General features: G+C 45.7%; 13 protein-coding genes and 5 pseudogenes. 16 read left to right on the top strand and 2 right to left on the bottom strand.

Annotated features, from left to right (window positions below; translation table 11 throughout):
* The first annotated feature begins 221 nt into the window (after positions 1–221).
* The 9 genes and pseudogenes from QUA13_RS11035 (at position 222) to QUA13_RS10995 (ending at position 13852) form a co-directional block, all read left to right on the top strand.
* Positions 222–4595: a two-partner secretion domain-containing protein gene (locus QUA13_RS11035; RefSeq protein ID WP_333198335.1), complete on the top strand. Its 4374-nt coding sequence runs from the start codon at positions 222–224 to the stop codon at positions 4593–4595.
* 15 nt (positions 4596–4610) lie between these two features.
* Entirely contained in the window at positions 4611–6344 is a 1734-nt protein-coding gene (locus tag QUA13_RS11030) for a ShlB/FhaC/HecB family hemolysin secretion/activation protein (RefSeq protein WP_333198334.1), read from the top strand.
* Between the two features lie 517 nt (positions 6345–6861).
* Positions 6862–7533 (top strand): response regulator transcription factor, encoded by a 672-nt coding sequence (locus QUA13_RS11025; RefSeq protein ID WP_333198333.1) that lies wholly within the window; start codon positions 6862–6864, stop codon positions 7531–7533.
* Positions 7534–7557: 24 nt separating this feature from the next.
* Positions 7558–9507, top strand: coding sequence for a CHASE2 domain-containing protein (locus tag QUA13_RS11020; protein ID WP_333198332.1), 1950 nt, complete (start codon positions 7558–7560; stop codon positions 9505–9507).
* A gap of 84 nt (positions 9508–9591) precedes the next feature.
* Positions 9592–9810, top strand: a complete 219-nt coding sequence (locus tag QUA13_RS11015; RefSeq protein ID WP_333198331.1) for a DUF2281 domain-containing protein — start codon at positions 9592–9594, stop codon at positions 9808–9810.
* 441 nt (positions 9811–10251) lie between these two features.
* A pseudogene (locus QUA13_RS11010) lies at positions 10252–11400 on the top strand (EAL domain-containing response regulator); the annotation flags it as partial.
* A gap of 123 nt (positions 11401–11523) precedes the next feature.
* A pseudogene (locus QUA13_RS11005) lies at positions 11524–12558 on the top strand (ISKra4 family transposase).
* A gap of 317 nt (positions 12559–12875) precedes the next feature.
* Entirely contained in the window at positions 12876–13658 is a 783-nt protein-coding gene (locus tag QUA13_RS11000; protein WP_333198330.1) for a DUF928 domain-containing protein, read from the top strand.
* Between the two features lie 17 nt (positions 13659–13675).
* Positions 13676–13852, top strand: a complete 177-nt coding sequence (locus QUA13_RS10995) for a hypothetical protein (protein ID WP_333198329.1) — start codon at positions 13676–13678, stop codon at positions 13850–13852.
* Here QUA13_RS10995 and QUA13_RS10990 read toward each other — a convergent pair.
* Both QUA13_RS10990 and QUA13_RS10985 read right to left on the bottom strand, forming a co-directional pair.
* Positions 13849–14157, bottom strand: coding sequence for a hypothetical protein (locus QUA13_RS10990; protein ID WP_333198328.1), 309 nt, complete (start codon positions 14155–14157; stop codon positions 13849–13851). The genes QUA13_RS10995 and QUA13_RS10990 overlap by 4 nt on opposite strands.
* Positions 14158–14354: 197 nt before the next feature.
* Complete coding sequence (locus tag QUA13_RS10985) at positions 14355–14759, bottom strand: transposase (RefSeq protein WP_333198327.1); 405 nt, start codon at positions 14757–14759, stop codon at positions 14355–14357.
* 519 nt (positions 14760–15278) lie between these two features.
* Between QUA13_RS10985 and QUA13_RS10980 the strand changes: the two are divergent.
* From QUA13_RS10980 to QUA13_RS10945, 7 genes and pseudogenes are all read left to right on the top strand, one after another.
* Positions 15279–15785, top strand: a pseudogene (locus QUA13_RS10980) (hypothetical protein).
* 640 nt (positions 15786–16425) lie between these two features.
* On the top strand, positions 16426–17640 hold the full coding sequence (locus QUA13_RS10975) for a leucine-rich repeat domain-containing protein (protein ID WP_333198326.1): 1215 nt from the start codon (positions 16426–16428) through the stop codon (positions 17638–17640).
* Between the two features lie 562 nt (positions 17641–18202).
* A complete protein-coding gene (locus tag QUA13_RS10970; RefSeq protein ID WP_333198325.1) occupies positions 18203–19261 on the top strand; it encodes a leucine-rich repeat domain-containing protein in 1059 nt (352 codons plus the stop codon).
* Positions 19262–19487: 226 nt separating this feature from the next.
* Positions 19488–19700 carry a hypothetical protein gene (locus QUA13_RS10965; RefSeq protein WP_333198324.1) on the top strand — a complete coding sequence of 71 codons (213 nt, stop codon included), beginning with the start codon at positions 19488–19490 and terminating at the stop codon, positions 19698–19700.
* 179 nt (positions 19701–19879) lie between these two features.
* A pseudogene (locus QUA13_RS10955) lies at positions 19880–21481 on the top strand (leucine-rich repeat protein); the annotation flags it as partial.
* 868 nt (positions 21482–22349) lie between these two features.
* A pseudogene (locus QUA13_RS10950) lies at positions 22350–22457 on the top strand (IS1 family transposase); the annotation flags it as partial.
* A 1082-nt stretch (positions 22458–23539) separates the two neighbouring features.
* Positions 23540–24048, top strand: a 509-nt coding sequence (locus QUA13_RS10945; RefSeq protein ID WP_333198323.1) for a leucine-rich repeat domain-containing protein, incomplete at its 3' end; no start/stop codon positions are given.

Raw genomic sequence — 24048 nt, 5'->3', positions numbered from 1 at the left:
AAAATCTGGTTTCAGACAATTCATTATTCATAATGAAAAATGGGTTAGAGACCCCCACTTCTTAAGCAGCTTACGTTGAGGTGGGGTTTAAAAGCGAACTTAAGCTTTCAGCCCGAAATTTATTTGGAGGCTGTTTATCGGGTATATGCAAGATGTGAGTTAAGGCCACTCAAAAAGAAACTCTAGTGATAGATTTATCAATATGTTTTAGAAACCAACCTATGATTGCTCAAAGCTGGTTCGATCGGTGTTGGCAGTGGCAGATTGGGGGTTGCGTCGCCATATTTGGGACACTCCTCGTAGGAGGGGGCGAGATCGCTAACGCTCAAATCGTGCCTGACAATACGCTAGGTGCTGAACGTTCTGTCGTTACACCCAAGGTCAATATACGGGGTATTCCTAGCGATCGCATTGATGGTGGCGCAATTCGAGGCGCTAATCTGTTCCACAGTTTTGAACAATTGAGTGTTTTAGAAGGAAGAGGCGCTTATTTCAGGAATCCAGCAGGAATTGAAAACATTCTCTCGCGCGTAACCGGGGCGAACCGTTCGGATATTTTGGGACGGTTGGGGGTTTTAGGCCCTGCTAATTTGTTTTTAATTAATCCAAACGGCATTGTGTTCGGGCCATCTGCCAGTTTAGACGTGCAGGGTTCATTTTTGGCAACGACAGCGAATGCCGTTAAGTTAGGGGATGCCGGACTATTTAGCGCTTCACAACCGACAACGAGTAATTTACTCAGCGTCAGTCCCTCAGCTTTGTGGTTTAATGCCGTTGCTGCTCAACCCATTGTTAATAGATCGCAAGCACCAAGCTTAATCCATCAGCTTAACTCAGGAGGTCTTCCCCCAGGACTACAGGTGCAACCGGGTCGAACTTTAGCGCTAGTTGGTGGGGATGTATTCCTAAAGTCCGGAAGACTGACAGCAGCCGGAGGACGCATTGAACTCGGCAGTGTGGCTGGAGTGGGAGAAGTAAGTTTGAGTTCTAGTGGGAACAACTTTGTCCTAGGGTATGACTCGATTAATAATTTTGGCAATATTTCATTATCAAACCGGGCGTTTGTGGATGCCAGTGGGGAAGGGGGCGGTGATGTTCAGATTCTCGGTGGGCGGTTTTCGATGACACAAAGCTCGAATATTTGGGCTAACACCTTGGGGGCAGAAAATGGCAAACAGGTACAAATACGTGCAGCAGAGGTTGAGCTGAGTGAGGGTTCATACCTGAGGGCTGATGTGACTGACACAGGAACGGGAACTGGAGGAGACATAAGAATTGACACGGGGCGCTTGCTGGTGCGCGATGGGGCACAGGTATTAACCACTACTTTCGGTTCAGGCAAGGGTGGCAGCTTGCAGATTACCGCTGCTGAAGGAGTCGAGGTGATTGGGACCTCAGCCAATGGTCAGTCTGTCAGTGGCTTGTATACTTCTACTGTAGGGAGTGGGGATGCAGGGAATTTGAGCATTAACACGGGACGCTTGCTGGTGCGCGATGGAGCAGTGGTATCAACCGATACTTTCGGTTTAGGCAAGGGCGGCAGCTTGCAGATTATGGCTGCTGATTCAGTCGAGGTGATTGGAGAATCAACAGCCGATGGTTTCAATGGCAGTGGCTTGTTTGCTGGTTCTAATTTTGGGAATGGGGATGCAGGGGATTTGAGCATTAACACGCGGCGCTTGCTGGTGCGCGATGGAGCAGTGGTATCAGCCGCTGCTAGAGGTTCAGGCAACGGTGGCAGCTTGCAGATTACGGCAACAGATTCGGTTGAGGTGATTGGGACCTCAGCCAATGGTCAGTTTACCAGTAGCTTGTTTGCTTCTAATTTTGGGAATGGGCATGCAGGGGACTTGAGGATTGACACTCGGCGCTTGCTGGTGCGCGATGGGGCACAGGTATCAACCGATACTTTCGGTCCGGGCAAGGGTGGCAGCTTGCAGATTACGGCAACAGATTCGGTTGAGGCGATCGGTAGGTCAGCCGATGGTCGGTTTAGCAGTGGCTTGTCTGCTCGGAATACTAATTCTGCGAGTGGGGAGGGAGGGGATTTGAGCATTAACACGCGGCGCTTGGTGGTGAGAGATGGGGCAGAGGTATCAGTCGATCCTTTCGGTTCAGGCAGCGGCGGCAGCTTGCAGATTACGGCAACAGATTCGGTCGAAGTGATTGGAGGAGAATCAACAGCCAATGGTTTCAATAGCAGTGGCTTGTTTGCTCGGAATTCTAATTATTCTGGGAGTGGGGATGCAGGGATTTTGAGGATTGACACGGGGCGCTTGCTGGTGCGCGATGGGGCGCAGGTATCAGCCACTACTGGAGGTTCAGGCAAGGGCGGCAGCTTGCAGATTACGGCAACAGATTTGGTTGAGGTGATGGGTGCTTCAGCCGATGGTCGGGTTGTCAGTGGCTTGTTGGCTTCTAGTTCTGGGAGTGGGGAGGCAGGGGACTTGAGGATTGACACGGGGCGCTTGCTGGTGCGCGATGGGGCAGCGGTATCATCCGGTACTACAGGTCAAGGCAAGGGCGGCAGCTTGCAGATTAACGCTTCTGATTGGGTTGCGCTGATTGGTAGATCGGTCGATGGTCAGTTGGCCAGTGGCTTGTTTACTGATAGCCAAGGGAGTGGGGATGCAGGGAATTTGAGCATTAACACGGGGCGCTTGCTGGTGCGCGATGGGGCACAGGTACAATCCGGTACTGTCAGTGAGGGCAACGGTGGCAGCTTGCAGATTGCGGCAACAGATTCGGTTGAGGTGAGTGGTAGATCAGCCGATGGTCGGTTTGGCAGTCGCTTGTTGGCTGATAGTCAAGGGAGTGGGAATGCAGGGGACTTGAGCATTAACACGGGGCGCTTGCTGGTGCGCGATGGGGCACGGGTATCATCCGGTACTACAGGTCAAGGCAAGGGCGGCAGCTTGCAGATTAACGCTTCTGATTGGGTTGCGCTGATCGGTACCTCAGCTAATGGTCGGGTTATAAGTGGCTTGTTTACTGAGAGTCAAGGGAGTGGGGATGCAGGGAATTTGACGATTGACGCGGGTCGCTTGCTGGTGCGCGATGGGGCGGTGGTATCAGCCGCTACTTTCGGTTCAGGCAAGGGCGGCAGCTTGCAGATTACGGCAACAGATTCGGTTGAGGCGATCGGTAACTCAGCCGATGGTCAGGTTCGCAGTGGCTTGTTTACTTTTAGTTCTGGGAGTGGGGATGCAGGGATTTTGAGGATTGACGCGGGGCGCTTGTTAGTGCGCGATGGGGCAGCGGTATCAGCCGGTACTACAGGTTCAGGCAAGGGCGGCAACTTGCAGATTAAAGCTTTTGATTCGGTTGAGGTGATTGGAACCTCAGCTAATGGTCGGGTTCTCAGTGGCTTGTTTACTGAGAGTCAAGGGAGTGGGGATGCAGGGATTTTGAGGATTGACGCGGGGCGCTTGTTAGTGCGCGATGGAGCACGGGTATCAGCCGGTACTACAGGTTCAGGCAAGGGCGGCAACTTGCAGATTAAAGCTTCTGATTCGGTTGAGGTGATCGGTACCTCAGCTAATGGTCGGGTTCTCAGTGGCTTGTTTACTGAGAGTCAAAGGAATGGGGATGCAGGGAGTTTGAGGATTGACGCGGGGCGCTTGTTAGTGCGCGATGGGGCACGGGTATCAGCCGGTACTAGAGGTTCAGGCAAGGGCGGCAACTTGCAGATTACGGCTGCTGATTCGGTTGAGGTGATTGGTAGCTCAGCCGATGGTCAGTTTCGCAGTGGCTTGTTTACTTCTAGTGTAGCGAGTGGGGATGCAGGGGACTTGAGGATTGACACGGGGCGCTTGCTGGTGCGCGATGGGGCGGTGATATCCAGCAACAGCACGCGAGAAGGAACAGCAGGCAATATCAACATTACAGCCCGCGATACCCTACAAGCTAACAATGGGATGATCGCAACCTCCGCCGATCGATCTTCTGGGGGAAGTATCAACATCACAGCTCCCAATATTCGCCTATCGGGCAACAGTGACATCACCAGCAGGGTTAACTCTGGTGCAGGAGGTGGTGGCAACATAGACATAAAAGCTGACTCCATCCTCGCTTTCGACGACAGCGATATCCTCGCTTTTGCCCGTGATGGCAGAGGTGGAAATATCACCCTCGACACTAGAGTCTTCTTCGGCGAAAGCTACACAAGAGCACCCCGCAACACCGATCCTGCTACCCTAGATCGCAATAATCGAGTCGATATTAACGCCACTGGTAATCTTGCTTCGGGAAATATCGCCCTACCCGATACTACCTCCATCCAAAACAGTCTCACCGAGTTACCGGAAAATCGGATTGACACCGACAGCCTTCTGGCCTCTAGCTGCATTGTCCGGCGCGATCGACCAACGAGGGGAAGTTTTACCGTCACAGGTACGGGTGGCTTACCGCAGCGCCCCGGAGATGTCCAAATGTCTGACTTTCCCACAGTAGATGTGGAAACTTTACCCAGCGACACCACATCCTCAAATACCAACCCAAATCGTTCTTGGCAAAAAGGCGACCCAATTGTAGAACCCCAAGGCGTGTATCGACTACCGAATGGGAAACTTGTTATGAGTCGAGAATGTTATTAATTCACTAACAAAAATATGTACCCAATCTTCAGGTGGGTTGCCATTTCAGGTTCAAGCATCGCGACATCAACTTGCATTACCCTCAGTGCGATCGCCCAATCCGCACCGCCACCAGGTGTCACCATTCCCCCTAACGCACCTGACGCGATCGAACAAACGATTCCCAATCCCTCTCAAACACCCCGTCCTCTCCCGGAGGAAACGCCTTCACCACCACCGGCACCCGAACTGCAAATTCCCCCAACTCAAGAGTCACCTGAAGTTACTCCCCCGTCGGGCGATCGCTTTTTCATCAACAAAATAGAAGTGCTGGGAAACACCGTCTTACAGGACGAAATTGCCAAATTAATTCAGCCTTACGAGAACCGTTCAGTCACGTTTGAAGAGTTGCTCGAACTGCGATCGGCGATTATTCAACTCTATATTAAAAACCGCTACATTACCTCTGGAGCCTTCCTACCCAACAATCAAGACCTCAGCAGCGGTACTGTCAAAATTCAAGTCGTAGAGGGCGAACTCGAACAGATTGAAATCGGTGGGTTAAATCGATTGCGAGAAGGATACGTGCGATCGCGCATCGAACTTGCCACCTCTACCCCCTTAAACCAGCAACGCTTAGAAGAAGCTTTGCAACTGTTGCAACTCGATCCGCTGATCGAGAGGGTAAATGCCGAGTTAACCGCAGGCAGCACTCCGGGCCGCAATATCTTGCGAATCAATCTCAAAGAAGCGCCTGCCTTTCACAGTGCGATCGCACTGGATAACAACCAATCTCCCAGCATTGGTTCAGTCCAAGGCAGCGTACAAGTCAGTCACGATAATCTGTTGGGATTTGGCGATCGCGCTTCAGTCCAATACGGTCGTACAGAAGGACTCGACCTCTACGACATCAACTATACTATCCCCGTGAACGCTCGTAACGGTGCCCTTAACTTCCGCTATAACAATGGCGATAGCCGAATTATTGAACGAGAGTTCCGGGATATCGGTATTAGAAGCGAAACTCAAACCTATTCCCTCAATTTCCGCCAGCCGATTACCAGAACACCGACCCGTGAATTTGCATTAAGCTTGGGTTTAGATCGGCGTCGCAGCCAAACTTATATCCTCGACGATCGGCCCTTTTCCTTCACAGAAGGTCCTGAAAAAGGCGAGTCTAAAGTTACAGTAATTCGGTTTTCTCAAGATTGGGTCGATCGCGGCAGAAAACGAGTCTTAGCCGCCCGTTCTCAATTCAGTCTAGGGATAGATGCCTTTGATGCAACTGTCAATAATACGGGCACTGACGGGCGATTCTTTTCCTGGTTGGGGCAATTTCAATTGGTGCAGCAGTTATCATCCAGAAATGTGCTAGTAGCGCGAATTGATGCTCAGCTAACTCCAGATTCTTTGCTACCTTTAGAACGCTTCAGTATTGGTGGAGTCGATACAGTTCGCGGCTACCGACAAAACCAACTCGTTGCCGACAATGGCATTCTGGGTTCAGTTGAAGTTCGCATTCCCCTCACGTCTGATACCAGTACACTGCAGTTAGCGCCTTTTTTTGAAATCGGAACTGTCTGGAATAACCAAGATATTGACCCTGACCCAGCTACAATTGCCAGTTTAGGACTGGGTTTTCGATGGCAGGTTGCCCCCGATTTATCGTTGCGCCTGGACTACGGTCTCCCCTTAATTTCAGTTGGCGATCGGGGAAACTCGCTGCAAGATAAGGGTATCTACTTTTCAGTACGCTATCAGCCGTTTTGAAGTAGGCTGTAGTAGTTTGCTAACCTAATTGCACAAGTGTGCGATCGAGTTTGCACACTTGTGCAATATATTTTCTAGCTGATTTCTATATCATATAAAATGAAACCAATTTCATCACTTAAATCGACGATTTGTCTGACTTATAGCGGTTCTCAGAAAGATTCGCGGACGTAGTTGGGCTTCAGCCCTCAAGCGTCTGGGTGGTTATGTAAGCTGTCAGTCATACCTCATCTTTTTGAGAAAGGCTATATACTAAATCCGCGTTTTCTACCACATTTATAATTAACCACAGAGAGCGCACAGAGTACAGAGAGAGGGAGAGAGTATAAAGGGAATACTCAACCCTGATTTGGTATCATTAACTGAAGCAAAAAACTTAAATAAACCTAAAAAAAGGCGCTTTTTCGTAGTTATTTTGATAATAAAAACATACTTGGCCCAATCAGCTCAAGCTAAATGCTTACTGGCTAAGGAATTACCAATTACCAATTACCAATTACCAATTACGGTTTCAACAATGAGCCAAGATTTACCAGAGCCAAGCACACTCAAAATACTTGTAGTGGATGACCACGAACTAATCTTAAGCGGAACGATCGACTTGCTGAAACGGCACTACCCACAAGCCGAAATCCTTACCGCTAAAACAACCCAGAATGCTCTGCAACAGGTCGAATCATTTATGCCAGACTTAGTTATTATGGATCTTTCCCTACCAGAAACATTCGGGCACACTGCCGAAATCAATCGAGGCTTAAAAAGCCTGGGAACTTTAATAAAAAACTATCCCACCCTAAATTTGGTCGTGCAAAGCAGTTATGTCAAGGCACTGGTGCGAATAAAACCGGACATTGATGCTCATGAAGGAGGGTTTACCGTAGCTGACAAAGGACTTTCCAGCCAGGAGATGTTGAAGCGGATTGATTTGGCACTCAAAGGAGTTACCCATACCAAAGATTTGAAAATGCCACCAGGGGAAGTCAAACCAGAGTGGCTTGAGGTACTCAATCTCGCTTTTGAAGAAGAATTGGAAGATAAAGTCATTGCCGATCGCATGAACCTATCCCTCAGAACGGTACGCCACTACTGGACAAAAGTCCAAGATGTTTTAGGCGTTTACCCGGAAGATGGCAAAAGTCTCCGCATTCAAACGGAAAAACGAGCTAGAGAAGAGGGGTTTATTGATTGACCGGTTTTGTTAAGGAAGAAACAGTTGTTACCCACTATTTGGAGCAAAATTAGAAAAGAATTTACCATCTGGTCTGTAGGAACATTGCCAGGAATTGTTGCTATAGTGCTGATTGTACTCGTTCGTTTGAGTGGAGCGCTGCAATTGATAGAATGGGTAACTTTCGACTCGTTTCTCCGGCTGCGACCATCCGAACCGATCGAGGAACGAATTGTCATTGTGGGAATTGATGAAGCCGATATCCAACGGATCGGGACTTACCCCATACCCGATCGCGAAATTGCCAAACTGTTAAGAACTTTGCAGAAGTACCAGCCCAGAGTTATCGGTCTTGATATTGTTAAAGATCTACCCGTTGAACCCGGTCATGCCGAACTGGTTGCAACTTTTAAAGATATCAAAAATCTGATTGTAGTGGAAAAAATTATACCCATTTCTATTAAGTCGCCCCCCGACTTACCCTCAGAAAAAATCGGTTTTATAGATTACCTTTCCGATGATGACGGCAAGGTCAGGCGTGCAATACTAGGAATAAATAGACCTGAAAACGATAAAAAATACGCCTTTTCCCTGCCTTTGCGACTGGCAGAAACGTATCTCAAAGCTGAAGGCATTGAACTGAGCAATGGCATTCGCGATCGCCTGGCGATGCGGTTTGGTTCGACTGAACTTCCTCGCTTTTTCCCCAATTCTGGCGGCTACGCGGGCGCTGATGATTTTGGTGTTCAGCTACTCCTCAATTATCGCAACGGTCGGGAACGATTTCGCACGCTATCCCTTCAAGATATTAACGATATTGAAGCCACCAAAGGTAATCCTAATGTGCTGCGCGATACCTTTGGCGATCGCATTGTTCTAATTGGGCTAACGGCTCCTAGTATTAAAGACTTTATCAATACTTCTGCGATCGCTAACTTACAACCGCCTGGGAAAATTTATGGCGTAGAATTTCATGCCCATGTTGCCAGCCAAATCGTCAGTGCAGTTCTCGATGGACGACCCGTTTTAAAAACCTGGTCGGAGGGTTGGGAATATCTTTGGATTGTAGGTTGGGGCGTTTTAGCTATTTATCTCGGTCGGCTGACTCAATCTCCATTAAAAAACCTCGTATATGTTGCCGCTGCCAGTCTTGGGTTAGTTGGAATTAGTTATGCTTTCATCGTCGGGGGATGGTGGATTCCCGCAGCACCAGCTTTATTAGTTTTGGTGATTAATGGTGCCATTTTGAACACTTTCTATCAATACGATCGATTTTTAAGGTTTCAGATTGAGATCCGCCAACACACCATTGAAAGGACATTTGTTATAATTCATAATGGTCCTCTGCAAACACTAGCCAATATTTTGAGGCACGTTCAAGACAAAGATTTAGAACAAAATCGATTGCTCGAAGAACTGAAAAATCTGAACTGCGAAATCAGAGAAGTCGGCGAATACCTGAAACTAGAAGCCCTCGATCGAAAGGAAAGTCTCCGTCTAGGCAGCGGTCTAATCCTAGACTTAAATATCCCAATTCGCGACCTACTTTATGAAGTCTACAGCCATACACTCCAGCGCAACTTTCCTTCCTTTAAAACGCTCAAAGTTAAAGCTTATTCGTTCGAGCCAATTGAAGAGCAATACTTAAGCATGGAACAAAAGCGAGAACTCTGCCAATTTCTGGAAGAAGCACTGTGCAATGTCGGAAAACACGCTAAAAAATTGACCCGTCTCAGTGCTACAGGCAAGCAAAATGAAGGCTGGTACACCCTAAGCATTAAAGATAATGGATCTAGCATTTGCTCTTCCTTTGAAGGTCGAGGCACAAAGCAGTGTCTAAATCTCGCCAAAAAATTAAAAGGAAAATTTAAGCGAACCTGTCTCGGAGAGAAAGGAACTTTGTGTGAGTTAACTTGGCCAATTGCGGGGAGAAACTGGAATTTTGCTAGTATAGCACGTAACTTCAAAACCAAGATTTTGAAAGGTAGGAGTTAGACCTCTCGTTAAAAAAGTGAAATTGGATTAATTGAAAACATATATATGTTGAGCTAAAACTCTAATAGGAGGACACTGTGAGCATTGAACAAGCCTTACTGGAGCAAATCCGATTCCTCACCCCACCCAGAGCAGCAACAGGAAGTCCTGGACTTTGCAGCCTTCCTCCGGCAGCGATTGCCTGGCGTCTCGAAAAAGAAGCGTATACCCGGATTGCGTAAAGGAAATGCCTATTGGATGGCAGACGACTTTGATGTTCCGCTTCCAGGTGAAGACGAAGACTTACCGCCTACCGCCTACTAAATCGAGTTCGCGATCGCGTTAGCTTCTACGAGCATTTTGCCCGGATGTTGGGGATGAGCATCGACAAGAATAGTTTTTGCGATCGCCGACTTATTCAGCAAGTCCTACTTACCCATTGCAGAGTTGTGCAATGATAACTACCTTAAAAAGCAACAGGAAATACCAACTTAAGCAATTAACTTGGCACAAACTACTCTAGTTCGATCTAATCTATTTATTTATTGTAGGACTAATACTAATATTAATACGGAGAGAGCTAGGGTAGCCGAGAAGTTTTAATATAATTGTCCTTGAAAAATCTAGGTTTTTCACGGAGGAGCATTTATTTTCCGCAACAACTATGTCAGATGTTCTGTCGATCGAGCGATCGCGTTTTCAGTTGTTCTGACTCGATGGTGTCCAGCAACGCCGGTTAATTACACTGCTTTCAGGGAATGACACATGAAAAAGATTCTAACGATTGAGGATGAGGAAGTAATTCGGGAGAATATTCTCAAACTCCTCAAGGCAGAAGGTTTCGAGGTGACGGGTGCAGAAAATGGAATGCAGGGTTTATATGCGGCGATGTCAAATCCTCCCGATGTGATTCTTTGCGACGTGACGATGCCGGAACTTGACGGGTACGGGGTGCTGGCGGCTTTGCGATCGAATCCTGTGACTGCTACAATACCTTTTGTGTTTCTCACTGGTAAAGCCGATCGCTCCGAAATGCGGCAGGATATGGAATTGGGAGCCGATGATTACCTGACTAAACCTTTTACTAAAGCTGAACTTGTAGGCGCGATCGCGAGCCGCTTGAAAAAACAAGAAGCCTTCGCCGAGCAGTACAATAATTTGCGATCGCAAAGCAGCGAATCGATCCAAGATCGCGAACACGAATTACATACGCTGAAAACAAATTTTTGGTACGCTTTGTCACGAGAAGAATTTCAAGTGTACTATCAGCCACAGGTCAATCTCCAAACTGGTAAAATTATTAGTGCAGAAGCTTTGGTGCGCTGGGTGCATCCTGAACGGGGGCTGATAAAACCCGCAGAATTTATTCCGGCTGCTGAAGAAACTGGCTTTATTGTACCCTTGGGCGAGTGGGTGTTGCAGACAGCTTGCAGGCAAATTAAAGTTTGGCAAGATGCCGGTTTTTTGGGGATGCGGGTAGCGGTTAATTTGTCGCCACGCCAATTGCACCAACCGGATCTGTGCAGCAGAGTCGCCCAAATTTTAGCAGACATTGGTTTGGAGCCGAGCTGTTTAGAATTAGAACTGACTGAAAGTTTGATGGTGCAGGATGCGTCGGAGGTGATCGCCCTTTTAAAAAAATTGAAAAGTTTGGGAGTTTCTCTATCTATTGACGATTTTGGAACAGGCTATTCTTCTTTAAGCTATCTGACGCAATACCCCTTTGATATTTTAAAAATAGACCGCTGTTTTGTCAGCAACATCACAGATGGTTGCAGCAATGCAGCGATTGTAAAAGCTATTATTGAAATGGCGCACAGTCTCTGTCTAGAGGTAATTGCAGAAGGAGTTGAAACGGAAGCAGAAAAAGATTTTCTCTGGCGCTATGAATGCGATGTCATACAAGGATATTTGTTCAGCCCTCCTGTGCCGGCAGCGGATTTTGAACAGTTGCTGATGGAAGGCAAATGGGAGCATCCCGATTTGGCAAATAGACTGCCAGCAGGTCAAATCAAGAGAATAGATCAGGGGAAAAAAATGAGCCTTACAGCCGTAGAACAATTACGGTTATCAGCCTGTATTGACGAGATAGCGCAAATCCTCTACAGGAATACAGATTCAGCAGAAATAGCGACCTTAGAAGGTCTTGAGAAAGTAGTACGTCAACAGATGCTAGAATATGTCAGCCCCAAAGTTGCCCTTTTTTTATCCAAAAAGTCACCAAAACTGTTACAGGGTGATCGCGCACGCTCAACAGTTGTGTAGGACGGCTCTTCATTACACAAAAACAAGCAAACCGCTTGGGGATCGAGCCTTACAGCCGTAGAAGTCCTCTGAAGCAAAAAATGCTGTTTTCTACTTTCAGCCGAGCGAGTCTTACCAAAATGCTTCTATTGACCTATATACCCTCACAGGAGTTAAGGTTAGTCATAGCAGTCAACAAAGACTTGTACAGCGCCAAGAATTTTCCGTCCCTGAAGCCAAACTGGCTCTAGCACAAGTGAGCATAGATGGCGGTAAAGTGCGACTCTGAACCGAATGGGGACTTCCCTGCCAGTGGCGCGATTATAAGGCAGTGCGCTTGCAAGACCTTTATTATGGCGCTCTCTACCAAGATAACTTAAGCCTCACTGATTGGGTGAATAGTCAGCCGCTAACTAATCCTGTAATCTGTTTAGGAGATGGTCACTCCAGGTGTGTGAAATTTATTCAAGGAAATTGCGACAACTTCACAACGGCAAGAAATCCTAGACTGGTACTACCTGAAAAAAAATCTGTATAAAGTGGGTGGCTCCCGCAAGCGGATTAAACAAGCTGAGGCCTTGTTATGGCGCGGTCTGGTAGAAGATGCGAGATCCATTTTTGATAACTGCCACCGTCGGCAAGTGATTAATTTGGGTGCCTACCTCAAAAAACACCGTCTTCGCCTTGTGGATTATGAAACAAGTCAAGAATTACAACCAGGCTGTATCGGTTCGCCAGCGGTAAAATCAGTTGTCAAGCAGATAGGCAGGAGGCTAAAAATTTCAGGGGCAAGCGTGGAAATCTGAAAGTGTTTCTCTTTTGTTGTAATTTCGTTGTGCCTACTTGAATGGTGAATTTGCAGTTTATTTTTTTTGCTTTTTGCAAAATCGGGATGCTCCCACAAACTGGTTGGTTACTTTGGCAACTGGCACAATACTGCAATGCCCGATGGAAGTTATGAGAAAACAAGCACAAAATCAAAAAAGTCATAAATATTGTGAGATTAGGTAACTCTGATTCAAAGATTGAACAACTTCCTAATCAATTAAGGCATCGGAAATTTGATGTTAGCATTGTTGACAATCAGTTATGACGAAAAACTCAATTATCCATTGAATAATTTACAAAGCAAAAAGGGCTAAGTTATGATGTCAATCCAATGGTTCTTTAACAAACGCATCAACATCAAAATACTCACCTGTTGTGCCTTGAGTTTAGCGCTGATTGTAACTCCGGCTGTTCTGGCGGGTTATGCACCTGGCGATCAAAAGCCTGTCCCTCCAGAGAGAAGATCGGATGGAGGAACGACTAGAGGGTGTTCTGGAGGAGGTATGCCGCTAACCGTTCTTGCCTCTGTGAACTACGTCGGACGAACGATTTCTCGACATCCTACGTTCGCTTGGTTTGTGCCTGATGATTCCGCCTCCAAGCCAATAAAATTCACGATTTACGAGTGGGTTCCAGGTGCTAAACCCAAACAAGTTCGCCAGATGTCCTTGCAGAGTTCACCGGGAATTATGAAATTATCCCCGTTCTCGGATAGCGAATTAGGGTTGCAACAGGAGAAACAATATCTTTGGCAAGTTGTTATCAATTGCGACCCAGATAACCCATCAGGCGATCAAGTAAGCGAGGCAAATATTGAGGTTGTAGCAATGCCTGCTGCCGTGCAAAGTAAACTCAACAGAGCAGTAAATAGCGTTGAGAAAGCTAATATCTATGCTGAGGCAGGTTTATGGTACAACGCGCTAGATGAAGCGCTCAAACTAGCCCAAGCGTCGAAACTGGGAGAAGTGGGTTCAACTTTGTTAAAAGATTTGGCTGTGTCGGAAGCACCAAAAACCACTTCACAATTGTCACCAAAAGAACGGGATGCTCGCGCGAAACAAATTGAAACCTTGAAGCAGATTGCAGATAGTACACGCTAACTAACCTCTAAGCAGTAATGAAAAACAACACTTCACGTCGTGCAGTTTTACAAGGTTTGATGGCTAGTGCAATTGTTATCGGGTTTGATGTAGCCAATCGTTCTTGGGTGACATCTGCCAGTGCCATATCTTTGTTTGAAAGTTTGCCACCTCTTTCTGGAGTTCTTTACTTCAGGGGGCGACAACGAGTCTAAAGAGGTTGCTCCATCAGCTTTATAGCTCTTAATTCCCTCTGATAAAATGCTCGCCCCTTAGGAAATAAACTCATCATGGACTTTACCCACTCCTGACAGGAGTCCAAGGCAATCAACCAATTTTCGCCATATAAACCAATCCAAAACTTACTATGTCTTCTTCTATTTCTCCCTGGCTCTTTGAGACGGCATACATATTTTTCCTGTCCTTGAAGCTGGGTTCTCTTCCCTTGTAACCATGCTGCCGTCATCGCCAAGGCTATTAAAATAATCAAAGCAATTAATTTGTCAGGGAGGCTTGACACCGTTCTAGGTTAGATCCTCCTGTTTTACAGTCTTTAAACATTGCTTCGATGCCGTAACGTTGACCGTAAATTGCGATCGCACTTGTTCTTGTCTGGGAGATTTGTTAGCAAATACCAAGGTTCATCTTCTTGTTGACCTCGATATTTGAGTTGACCTGATGCTACCAGGTTAAACCGAGAAAAACCTTTCTTTTGAGTCAAACTAATTTTCGGATAGAAGAGATGAATTCCTGGTTGGACTGGTATGGTATCAACCGCGAGCAAAATGGTTGTTTTTTTTCGCGAAAGGTTGTATGGCCTTTTTGACGGAGGACAAAACTTAGATGCTCGCGGTGCAACCACTGCGCCAGCTCTATGCTGTGAAATTCGCGATCGCCAATAATTACTAATTTATATCTTTTCAACAGCCGAATTACTGGGCGCAATACTTGTTGCTGTTCGGCGAGATTAGAAGCCCCTTTTTTGTCGAGCAGCGTCCAGAATATGGGAAACGCCCTTTTTTGAACGAGATCACTTACCATTAAGACATTATGTTCTTGACCTTGGGTTCTATCCAAGGCAATGACTAATTGACGAACGGCTTTGAGCTGACGGGATATCACTTGGCAAGACGATCGGGAACCACAGTATGAGTATGCTGAGTGCTTTAATCTTTAAAAATCGGGCGTTGCTGATTTAGGGTATGAAGGGCTAAATATGCAAGTCAGAGAAACCAGTATCCACAAAACTTCGGGATTTTCAAGTTATTTTTTTCATACCCTGATTAAGCAACGCCAAAAATCGTTGTATGTGACGGCGACGGCTACGAAGCAATAGCGGTAACTGTAGGGTAGCAGCTAATCTTTCGATTCTAACTTCTTTCGCTCGACTGTAACAACCATACTAGCATCTGGAGGGTGAGTAATTGTGCAGGGGTGAGATATTTTTGGAGGATATCGTGATAGAATGAGGGCAACATTATTATTTATTGGGTCTTGTAATATTAGCAAGACCCTTCTTTTTTATCACAACTGGGTGCTTTTTCACTATTGAGATTATTTTGTCAATAAGCCGATTTTTTTGAGGCGTGTCGATCGCGCGAAAACATTTGCCTCTAAAGGTTCAGGGGCGCTTGTCGCCCCCTGAAGGATAAGTCTTACTTTGACTTTCTGAATCGTTTAGCTGACACAGTTGCCTACCTTAAATCCATCGGCGTTTGGTCTTATCCTCATCCCTGGTAAAATTTGTTTTTGCCTGGTAGCGCAGTTGAAAACTTTGTTGGTAAATTCGTTTCTACCTTAACACTAGCTAATACAGGTCAAGGGCCAATTCTGCTAGATCCAGTCAACACAAACCGTTTTCGTCTACCCTTGTTCCGGGTTCCCACAGAAGAGATCGTGTTTCTGTTTGCTATTTTGCGAACCGCAGCACCACCAGAGGATACTGTAGTTACACGAATGCTGTCTGATAATCGCAGACTATTTGAGCAAAACCGTGACTTAGGTGGTTACAGATATTCCGTAGATGCTATTCCCTTCTCCCAAAACGATTGGCGACAGCACTTTCGTCCAGTTTGGGACAAGTTGGTCAGTGCAAAACGACGTTACGATCCTAACAATTTGCTAACTCCTGGTCAGGGTATTTTTTAGCGACTGATTGGCGTTCTCACTTTGGTATTCCAGATGAAGATAATTTTTGGACTTGACTGAGCTTGACAAATTACTTGGTTTTTGGTTTTAACCGAACCGTATTGACCCCACCCTACAGCCAGTTACCGATGAGGATAAAGGGTGCTCGTTTTTGCAAATATATTCACCAGCTTAGCTCGGTTATCAATGTCAAAATAGTCGCTTGATTCAATCTATTTCAGCGTTGTTAGTTTACACAACATCACTTCACTTCTTAGAGTAAGAGTAATTTCAAATTACCATTGCACAGTTGTGCAATGATAACTACATTAAAAAGCAACAGGAAATACAAACTTAAGCACTAAACTTGGCACAAACTACTCTAGTTTCATCCAATATACTTATTTATCGTATTACTACTACCAACCACACGCTCACCAGAAAAACCAAGGAGAAAAACAAAAATGGCTTACAAACTGGTTACTTTGGCAACTGTACACAATATTGTCACCAAGGCGTTGCTTAACCAGGGTATGAAAAAAATAAGTTGAAAATCCCCAAGCTTTGTCGATACTGGTTTCTATGACGGGTCTATTTAGCTTTTCATACTGTAAATCAGCAACGTCGGGAAATATATAAAAATCCACAGAGGTTATTCCCTATGATTTCATTAGCCCTTGTTTTCATGTTGGTGGTATCGAGTCAGTCGCAAAATAGTGGAAATGCACCTTCCTCATGGGTCGTGCAGAAACAACGGGGCGATAGTGGACGGACATTTGCTGATTGGTGTCGCCAAAAAGCTGATTTGAGTCCTGAAACTAAACATACTGTTGAGGTGTTGTTGGAGGAAGCGGAAACTACTGAGTGCGAGGCGGCCGATCGACAACTTTCGAGTCTCACGCAACTTACCCTCGACAACAATCAAATCAAGGACATCGAACCGCTAACATCCTTGACTAACCTGACTACGCTCTCCCTCGACAGCAATCAGATTGGGAACATCAAACCACTAGCATCCTTGACTAACCTGACTTTCCTCTCCCTCGACAGCAATCAGATCGGGGACATCAAACCGCTAGCATCCTTGACTAACCTGACTTTCCTCTCCCTCGGCAGCAATCAAATCAGCGACATCGAACCGCTAGTATCCTTGACTAAACTGAGTTGGCTCAACCTTGACAAAAATCCAATCAAGGACATCAAACCGCTAGCATCTTTGACTCATCTGACCGAGCTCGCCCTCGATGGCAATCAAATCAAGGACATCAAACCGCTAGCATCTTTGACTCATCTGACCGAGCTCTACCTCGAAAACAATCAAATCAGCGACATCAAACCGCTAGCATCCTTGACTAACCTGGCTTTGCTCTCCCTCTACAACAATCAAATTAGCGACATCAAACCGCTAGCATCCTTGACTAACCTGACTGTGCTCTCCCTTTACAACAATCAAATCAGCGACATCAAACCGCTAGCATCCTTGACTAACTTGGCTGCACTCGACCTCGATAAGAATCAAATTAGCGACATCAAACCACCAGCCCCGACATCACCTATCACACAAACCCGCCTCACTTCTCGCCATGACCTAGATCGCATCGCGGAGAAACTGGCTGTTCCTTCGCGATCACATCCACTTGCTGGTTTCTGGAAATATGGCGATTGCTCCAATCCCTGGGGGTTAGCAATTGCTCCTGCAGGGGAAGGTCTCTACTCAATTTCGTTTTGTGGCCCTGGTGGGTGCTTTGTGCCAGGTACTTATCGGCCCAATAGTCCCATAGTCGGCGACCCAAGTTATCGTGTAGTTAACAACAATACAATTGATGTTGATGGGCGTGACGGCTTCGCTCGCTCCATTCGCTGTCCATCACGCTAAGAGCCGTCAACAACGGGCTAACAAGTCGCTGCACACCGACAACCTACAGTCTTTGGTCGCAAGCTCCCTGCGCTTCCGGTTGCGGGTGAGCTCTGGTCTTTAGGTTGCCAAATGCTGATCGTGTACTGGGGTCGATCACAGCTAGCCACAGGGAACCGAAAACTAATATCAGGGTGACAGTATCCAAAATTCGATTTTTCAATACCTAACCTCCGACACCCGCAAGCTGGGTCAGGATAGCTACATTTCCTGACGTAGCGACAACGGTTCCACGTCCTAGGCTGGGAAATAGAGTATCCCCGCTCAAACCTCTAGCGGGATTTTTTCGACGGGCTATTAAATGTTTGCCGAAGTGAAAAAAAACTTACAAGACCGTCGGAAAAATAGCCGCCTGCCCGTCCGGCTGAAAACATCAAAAACCGTGTGTCACGCGCTTGAAACTATTTGATGACCTTGGCGGTTCTAAGCTCGGGTTCAGAAAATGAGAATTTCCTGACAGACTTTCTGCACTTTCAAGCCCTAGATGGGGGAAATATATATAAATCTACAGAGGTTATTTTCTATGATCTTATTAATCTTGGTTTTCCTGTTGGTGGTATCGAGTCAGTCGCAAAATAGTGGAAATGAACCTTCCTCATGGGTCGTTCAGAAACAACGTGGCGATAGTGGACGGACGTTTGCTGATTGGTGTCGCGAAAAGGCTTCTTTGAGTTCTGAAACTAAACATACTGTTGACGTGTTGTTAGAGAAAGCGGGAACTACTGATTGCGAGGCAGCCGATCGGAAACTTTCGAGTCTCACGGAACTCTCCCTCAACAACAATCAAATCAAGGACATCAAACCGCTAGCATCCTTGACTAACCTGACTTCGCTCTCCCTCTACAACAATCAAATCAAGGACATCAAACCGCTAACATCCTTGACTAACCTGACTTTGCTCGATCTCAATAGCAATCAAATCAGCGACATCAAACCGCTAGCATCCTTGACTAACCTGACTTTGCTCTCCCTCGACAGCAATCCAATCAAGGACATCAAACCGCTAGCATCTTTGACTAAACTGACTTTGCTCTACCTTTTCAACAATCAAATCAAGGACATCAAACCGCTAGCATCCTTGACTAACCTGACTACGCTCTGCCTCGGCGGCAATCAAATCAAGGACATCAAACCTCTAGCATCTTTGACTAAACTGACTTCGCTCTCCCTCTACAACAATCAAATCAAGGACATCAAACCGCTAGCATCCTTGACTAACCTGCCTTCGCTCTCCCTCAGCGACAATCAAATCAAGGACATCAAACCGCTAGCATCTTTGACTAAACTGGATTGGCTCATCCTCACCAACAATCAAATCAAGGACATCAAACCGCTAGCATCTTTGACTAAACTGGATTGGCTCACCCTCACCAACAATCAAATCAGCAACATCAAACCGCTAGCATCTTTGACTAACCTGACTGGGCTCAAACTCGACAAGAATCAAATCAAGGACATCAAACCGCTAGCATCCTTGACTAAACTGACTGCTCTTTACCTCGGCGGAAATTCGAGCGCACTCAAGACTTGTCCTCTCAAGCCAGAGTCTATCTGTAAGTGGACACCAAAACCTAGCTCCTAAAATTTGAGAGTTCAGAAAATTAGAGTTTTCTGACGTAGCCTCCACACTTTCAAGCCCTAGGCGGGGAAATTACCCTATCCTGATAGTAGCTTCCGCATTTCCACGTCTTACGCTGGGAAATACCATGAATTTGTTTTTTTGGTGTCCATCCTGATTCCTGCCGTTTTTTCCAAGAGGCTAAATTTAACTGTCAGAATAAAATGGATACTCAGGAGAAACAAAGGACATGACGCGAGAGGAAGCAGTGCGGCGAATTGACCAAGCAGCCGAGGAAAATTTGACTGAGCTGGATTTGTCAGGGCTGGGCTTGGAGGAATTGCCGCCGGAGATTGGCAAGTGCACACAGCTTGAGACGTTGCTGTTGGGAAAGTGGGATGAGGAGAAAGAGGAACGGCTTGGAAATAAGCTAACTGAGTTTCCTGATGCTGTTCTTCAATAGACCTCTTGCAAAAAAAATATGTGTTATCCTTAAAAGTTTGCTCGAGTTTAGGTCAAACTTTGAATTATTGGGTTGATTGGCATCTCCTTAAATTTGCCGGGCCTGCTAGACCATAAAATTTGCTAAACTTTCCATAATAGCACAAAATAATTTTGCAAGAGGTCTAATTAACCAACTTAAAAATACTTAACCTCACTGAAAATCAGATTACCTCCATCCCAGAGGCGCTCGGTCAATTATCGAATTTGAGAGTGCTTGACCTCCGTGGCAATCAGATTACCTTCATCCCAGACGCACTTGGGCAACTGTTAAATCTGACAGAGCTTGACCTCGGTGGCAATGAGATTACCTCCATTCCAGAGGCGCTCGGGCAACTGTCCAATCTGACACAGCTTGAACTCGGTAGCAATCAGATTACCTTCATCCCAGACGCACTTGGGCAATTGTCCAATCTGACACAGCTTAACCTCTGGAATAATCAGATTACCTTCGTCCCAGAGGCGCTTGGGCAATTGTCCAATCTGACACAGCTTAACCTCAGTAAAAACCAGATTACCTCCATCCCAGAAGCACTCGGGCAATTGTCCAATCTGAGAGAGCTTTCCCTCTATAATAATCAGCTCACCTCCATCCCAGAGGCGCTGGGGCAATTGTCCAATCTGACACAGCTTTCCCTCTGGAATAATCAGATTACCTCCATCCCAGAAGCCATCGGCAAACTGTCCAATCTGACATCGCTTCACCTTTGGAGCAATTACATTACAGCTATCCCAGATTGGATCGGGCAACTGTCCAATCTGAGAGAGCTTGACCTCCGTAAGAATCAGATAACCTCCATTCCAGAAGTAATCAGACAACTATCCAATCTGACATGGCTTGACCTCAGTGAAAACCAGATTACATCCATCCCAGAGGCGTTCGGACAACTGTCCAATCTGACATCGCTTCACCTCGGTAACAACCAGATTACATCCATCCCAGAGGCGCTCGGACAACTGTCCAATCTGACATGGCTTGACCTCAGTGAAAACCAGATTACATCCATCCCAGAGGCGCTCGGACAATTGTCAAATTTGACAGGGCTTCATCTCGATAACAACCAGATTACATCTCTCCCAGATTGGATCGGACAATTGTCAAATTTGACCTCGCTTGGCTTCATTAAGAATCAGATTACAGCCATCCCACAGGCGCTCGCCAAACTCTCGAATCTAACAAGGCTTTACCTTTGGAGCAATCAGATTACCTCCATCCCAGAAGCCATCGGCAAACTGTCAAATCTGACCGGGCTTGACCTTTATAGCAATCAGATTACAGCCATCCCAGATGGGATCGGGCAACTGTCGAATCTGACAGAGCTTGACCTCAGTGACAATCAGATTACAGTTATCCCAGAGGCGCTTGGCAAACTGTCGAATTTGACAGAGCTTGGCCTCAATGACAATCAGATTACAGCCATCCCAGAGGCGCTTGGCAAACTGTCGAATTTGACAGAGCTTGGCCTCAATGACAATCAGATTACAGCCATCCCAGAGGCGCTTGGCAAACTGTCGAATTTGACAGGGCTTGGCCTCAATGACAATCAGATTACAGCCATCCCAGAGGCGCTTGGCAAACTGTCGAATTTGACAGAGCTTGGCCTCAATGACAATCAGATTACCTCCATTCCAGAGGCACTAGGGCAACTGTCGAATTTGACAAAGCTTGACCTCAGTGGCAATCAGATAACCAAAATCCCAGAGGCGCTCGACCAACTGCCCAATCTGAAAATAGATAGCTGAGTGAGCTGTAACAGTTTCTACCTCTAAATGGGAAATTTAATATCCTGACCGCGCCGTCGCACTTCTAAGCCCTAGGTAGGGATTCTTGAGTTTCCCCGCCTACTTCCTAGACAAGTGCTAGGCAGTAACATACTAGGTAACATACCTTTAGCGGGATTTTTGTCAGGGGCCGCAAGATTTGGCTTAAAAGCCCAGGGCTTATTTTCGGGCCCTGCAAAAATAGCCGCAATCCCGCCCGGAAGGGCATCCCATTTATAGAAATGGTTGCGGGGGTAAATGAGCAGTCGTACAGAAACTTACGTTAAGGCTGAAAGTGTTACTGGATAAGCATTCTGGCAACTACTCTTTTTATCTCTCAAAAACTTAAAGAGTTAAAAATTAAATTGTACCAATTAGAGCATAAATTTTTTGGTACAGCTTTTTTGTACGGCACAGTAAGGATTTGAGACTTTTAAGTTTCAGACAGATCGATTGGTACAGATTTATAAGAGGCGAACGCAATATTCAAAACGACTAATCAATTCCTTAGCGTAAGTTTCTGTACGACTGCTCATTTCACCCCGATGTCAAAGTTAAACCAACCATTTTCATAAAAGGCTGTCAAATTTTGAGTGGTGTAATTTGGAGTGGAGAAAATGGGTATACTGAGCTCATGTTAGAACAGCTTACACCATAAGCTATTTAGGATAAAAGCCCTGAACCAAATAATCTCTCTCAAATCTTGAGTGGTGTAATTTGGAGTGGAAAAAATGGGGGCGTTGCATAATGTTCGTATGAATTGAAATCAATTGAGGATGCAATGCCCAGAAGGCGGTTGCACCCATATCCGTAAAAATGGGAAGAAACAAGGTAAACACTGATCACATTTCTGTATTGCAAGATACTGCGCTATTCCCAATTAGAAGAACTACTGAGACACTCAATTAGATTGTTACTACATTATCTGAAATTCTGGGATGTTCCGGTTCCTCAATAATTCATACCGCTATTGAGCAACGCCAAGTTTGGAGTCCTATAAGCCCAGTAGGATGAGTTTTGTAACTTTCCAAAAAAGTTGACTCATACCGTAAATCAGCAACGCCCAATTTTGATATTACCCATTGCACAGTTGTGCAAAAATAACTACCTTCACGAGCAACAGGAAATACAAACTCAAGCAATTAAATTGGCACAAACTACTCTAGTTTTATCCCATTTGTTTATTTACGATATTAATTAAGCAAACAGAGTTGGGATTTGAAACAAATTATCCAAACTCAACATTTAGGAACCAATCCATAATAAAAAAGGAGAGCGACCTGGCTACATTTTTTGATGCAAACTCCGATGGTGGCTATCAGTTTACATTTATAAATCACTCAAACAGACCAATACGATACGATCTCCGTAATTATGACTGGTTTAATCGTTTTTCGGCGTTGCTGATTCACGGTATGAATTAACTTTTCGCTTGATGTTACCAAACTCACCCTACTTGGCTTATAGCCATTCCGAAATCTTGAATTCATACCTGTATTCAGCAACAGCAAAATGGGTATACTGAGCTCATGTTAGAACAGCTTACACCATAAGTTATTTAGGATAAAAGCCATAAACCAAACAATCTCTCTCAAATCTTGAGTGGTGTAATTTGGAGTGGAAAAGATGGGTATACTGAGTTCATGTTGGAACAGCTTACAACATAAGCTATTTAGGATAAAAGCCATAAACCAAACAATCTCTCTCAAATCTTGAGTGGTGTAATTTGGAGTGGAAAAAATGGGTATACTCAGCTCATGTTAGAACAGCTTACACCATAAGCTATTTAGGATAAAAGCCCTGAATCAAACAATCTTTTTCAAATCTTGAGTGGTGTAATTTGGAGTGGAAAAAATGGGTATACTGAGCTCATGTTGGAACAGCTTACAACATAAGCTATTTAAGATAAAAGCCATGAACCAAACACTCTCTGTCAATGCCAAGAGTTTGTAACACGGTTTCAAGAACGTCGGGCTAAAGTCAGCTAAAGTGTTGGCGACATCTTTACTTTTGACATCTACCATATTTTAGGAGATTCTAATGAATCAGCTCCAATTGATGAGATTGACTTCGATAGGATTGGTCAGCATTCTGTTACTGGGAATATTGCGTCAGTTGCAAATTAGTGGAAATGAACCTTTCTTATGGCTCGTGCAGAAACAACAGGGCGATAGTGAACAAACATTTGCTAATTGGTGTTATGAAAAGGCTTCTTTGAGTCCTGAAACTAAACATACTGTTGAGGTGTTGTTGAAGAAAGCGGGAACTACTGAGTGCGAGGCGGCTGATCGACAACTTTCGAGTCTCACGAAACTAAAGCTCGACAAAAATCAAATCCGTGACATTAAACCGCTAGCATCTTTGACTCACCTGGATTGGCTCTCCCTCGACAACAATCAAATCAGCGACATCAAACCGCTCGCATCCTTGACTAAACTGAATTACCTCGCCCTCACCCACAATCAAATCAAGGACATCAAACCGCTCGCATCCTTGACTAAACTGAATTACCTCGCCCTCACCCACAATCAAATCAAGGACATCAAACC

The sequence above is a fragment of the Microcoleus sp. S28C3 genome (genome assembly GCF_036700785.1).
GTDB classification, from domain to species: domain Bacteria; phylum Cyanobacteriota; class Cyanobacteriia; order Cyanobacteriales; family Microcoleaceae; genus Microcoleus; species Microcoleus asticus.
Note: the sequence above shows the minus strand (reverse complement) of the source record. Positions and strands in the feature narration are given on the sequence as shown.

What these genes read in the sequence shown, in the direction of transcription:
- QUA13_RS10995 (WP_333198329.1), top strand. Translation starts at nt 13,676, where the DNA reads ATGAAAAACAACACTTCACGTCGTGCAGTTTTACAAGGTTTGATGGCT.
- QUA13_RS10970 (WP_333198325.1), top strand. Translation starts at nt 18,203, where the DNA reads ATGATCTTATTAATCTTGGTTTTCCTGTTGGTGGTATCGAGTCAGTCG.
- QUA13_RS10975 (WP_333198326.1), top strand. Translation starts at nt 16,426, where the DNA reads ATGATTTCATTAGCCCTTGTTTTCATGTTGGTGGTATCGAGTCAGTCG.
- QUA13_RS11035 (WP_333198335.1), top strand. Translation starts at nt 222, where the DNA reads ATGATTGCTCAAAGCTGGTTCGATCGGTGTTGGCAGTGGCAGATTGGG.
- QUA13_RS11000 (WP_333198330.1), top strand. Translation starts at nt 12,876, where the DNA reads ATGATGTCAATCCAATGGTTCTTTAACAAACGCATCAACATCAAAATA.
- QUA13_RS10965 (WP_333198324.1), top strand. Translation starts at nt 19,488, where the DNA reads ATGACGCGAGAGGAAGCAGTGCGGCGAATTGACCAAGCAGCCGAGGAA.
- QUA13_RS11030 (WP_333198334.1), top strand. Translation starts at nt 4,611, where the DNA reads ATGTACCCAATCTTCAGGTGGGTTGCCATTTCAGGTTCAAGCATCGCG.
- QUA13_RS11025 (WP_333198333.1), top strand. Translation starts at nt 6,862, where the DNA reads ATGAGCCAAGATTTACCAGAGCCAAGCACACTCAAAATACTTGTAGTG.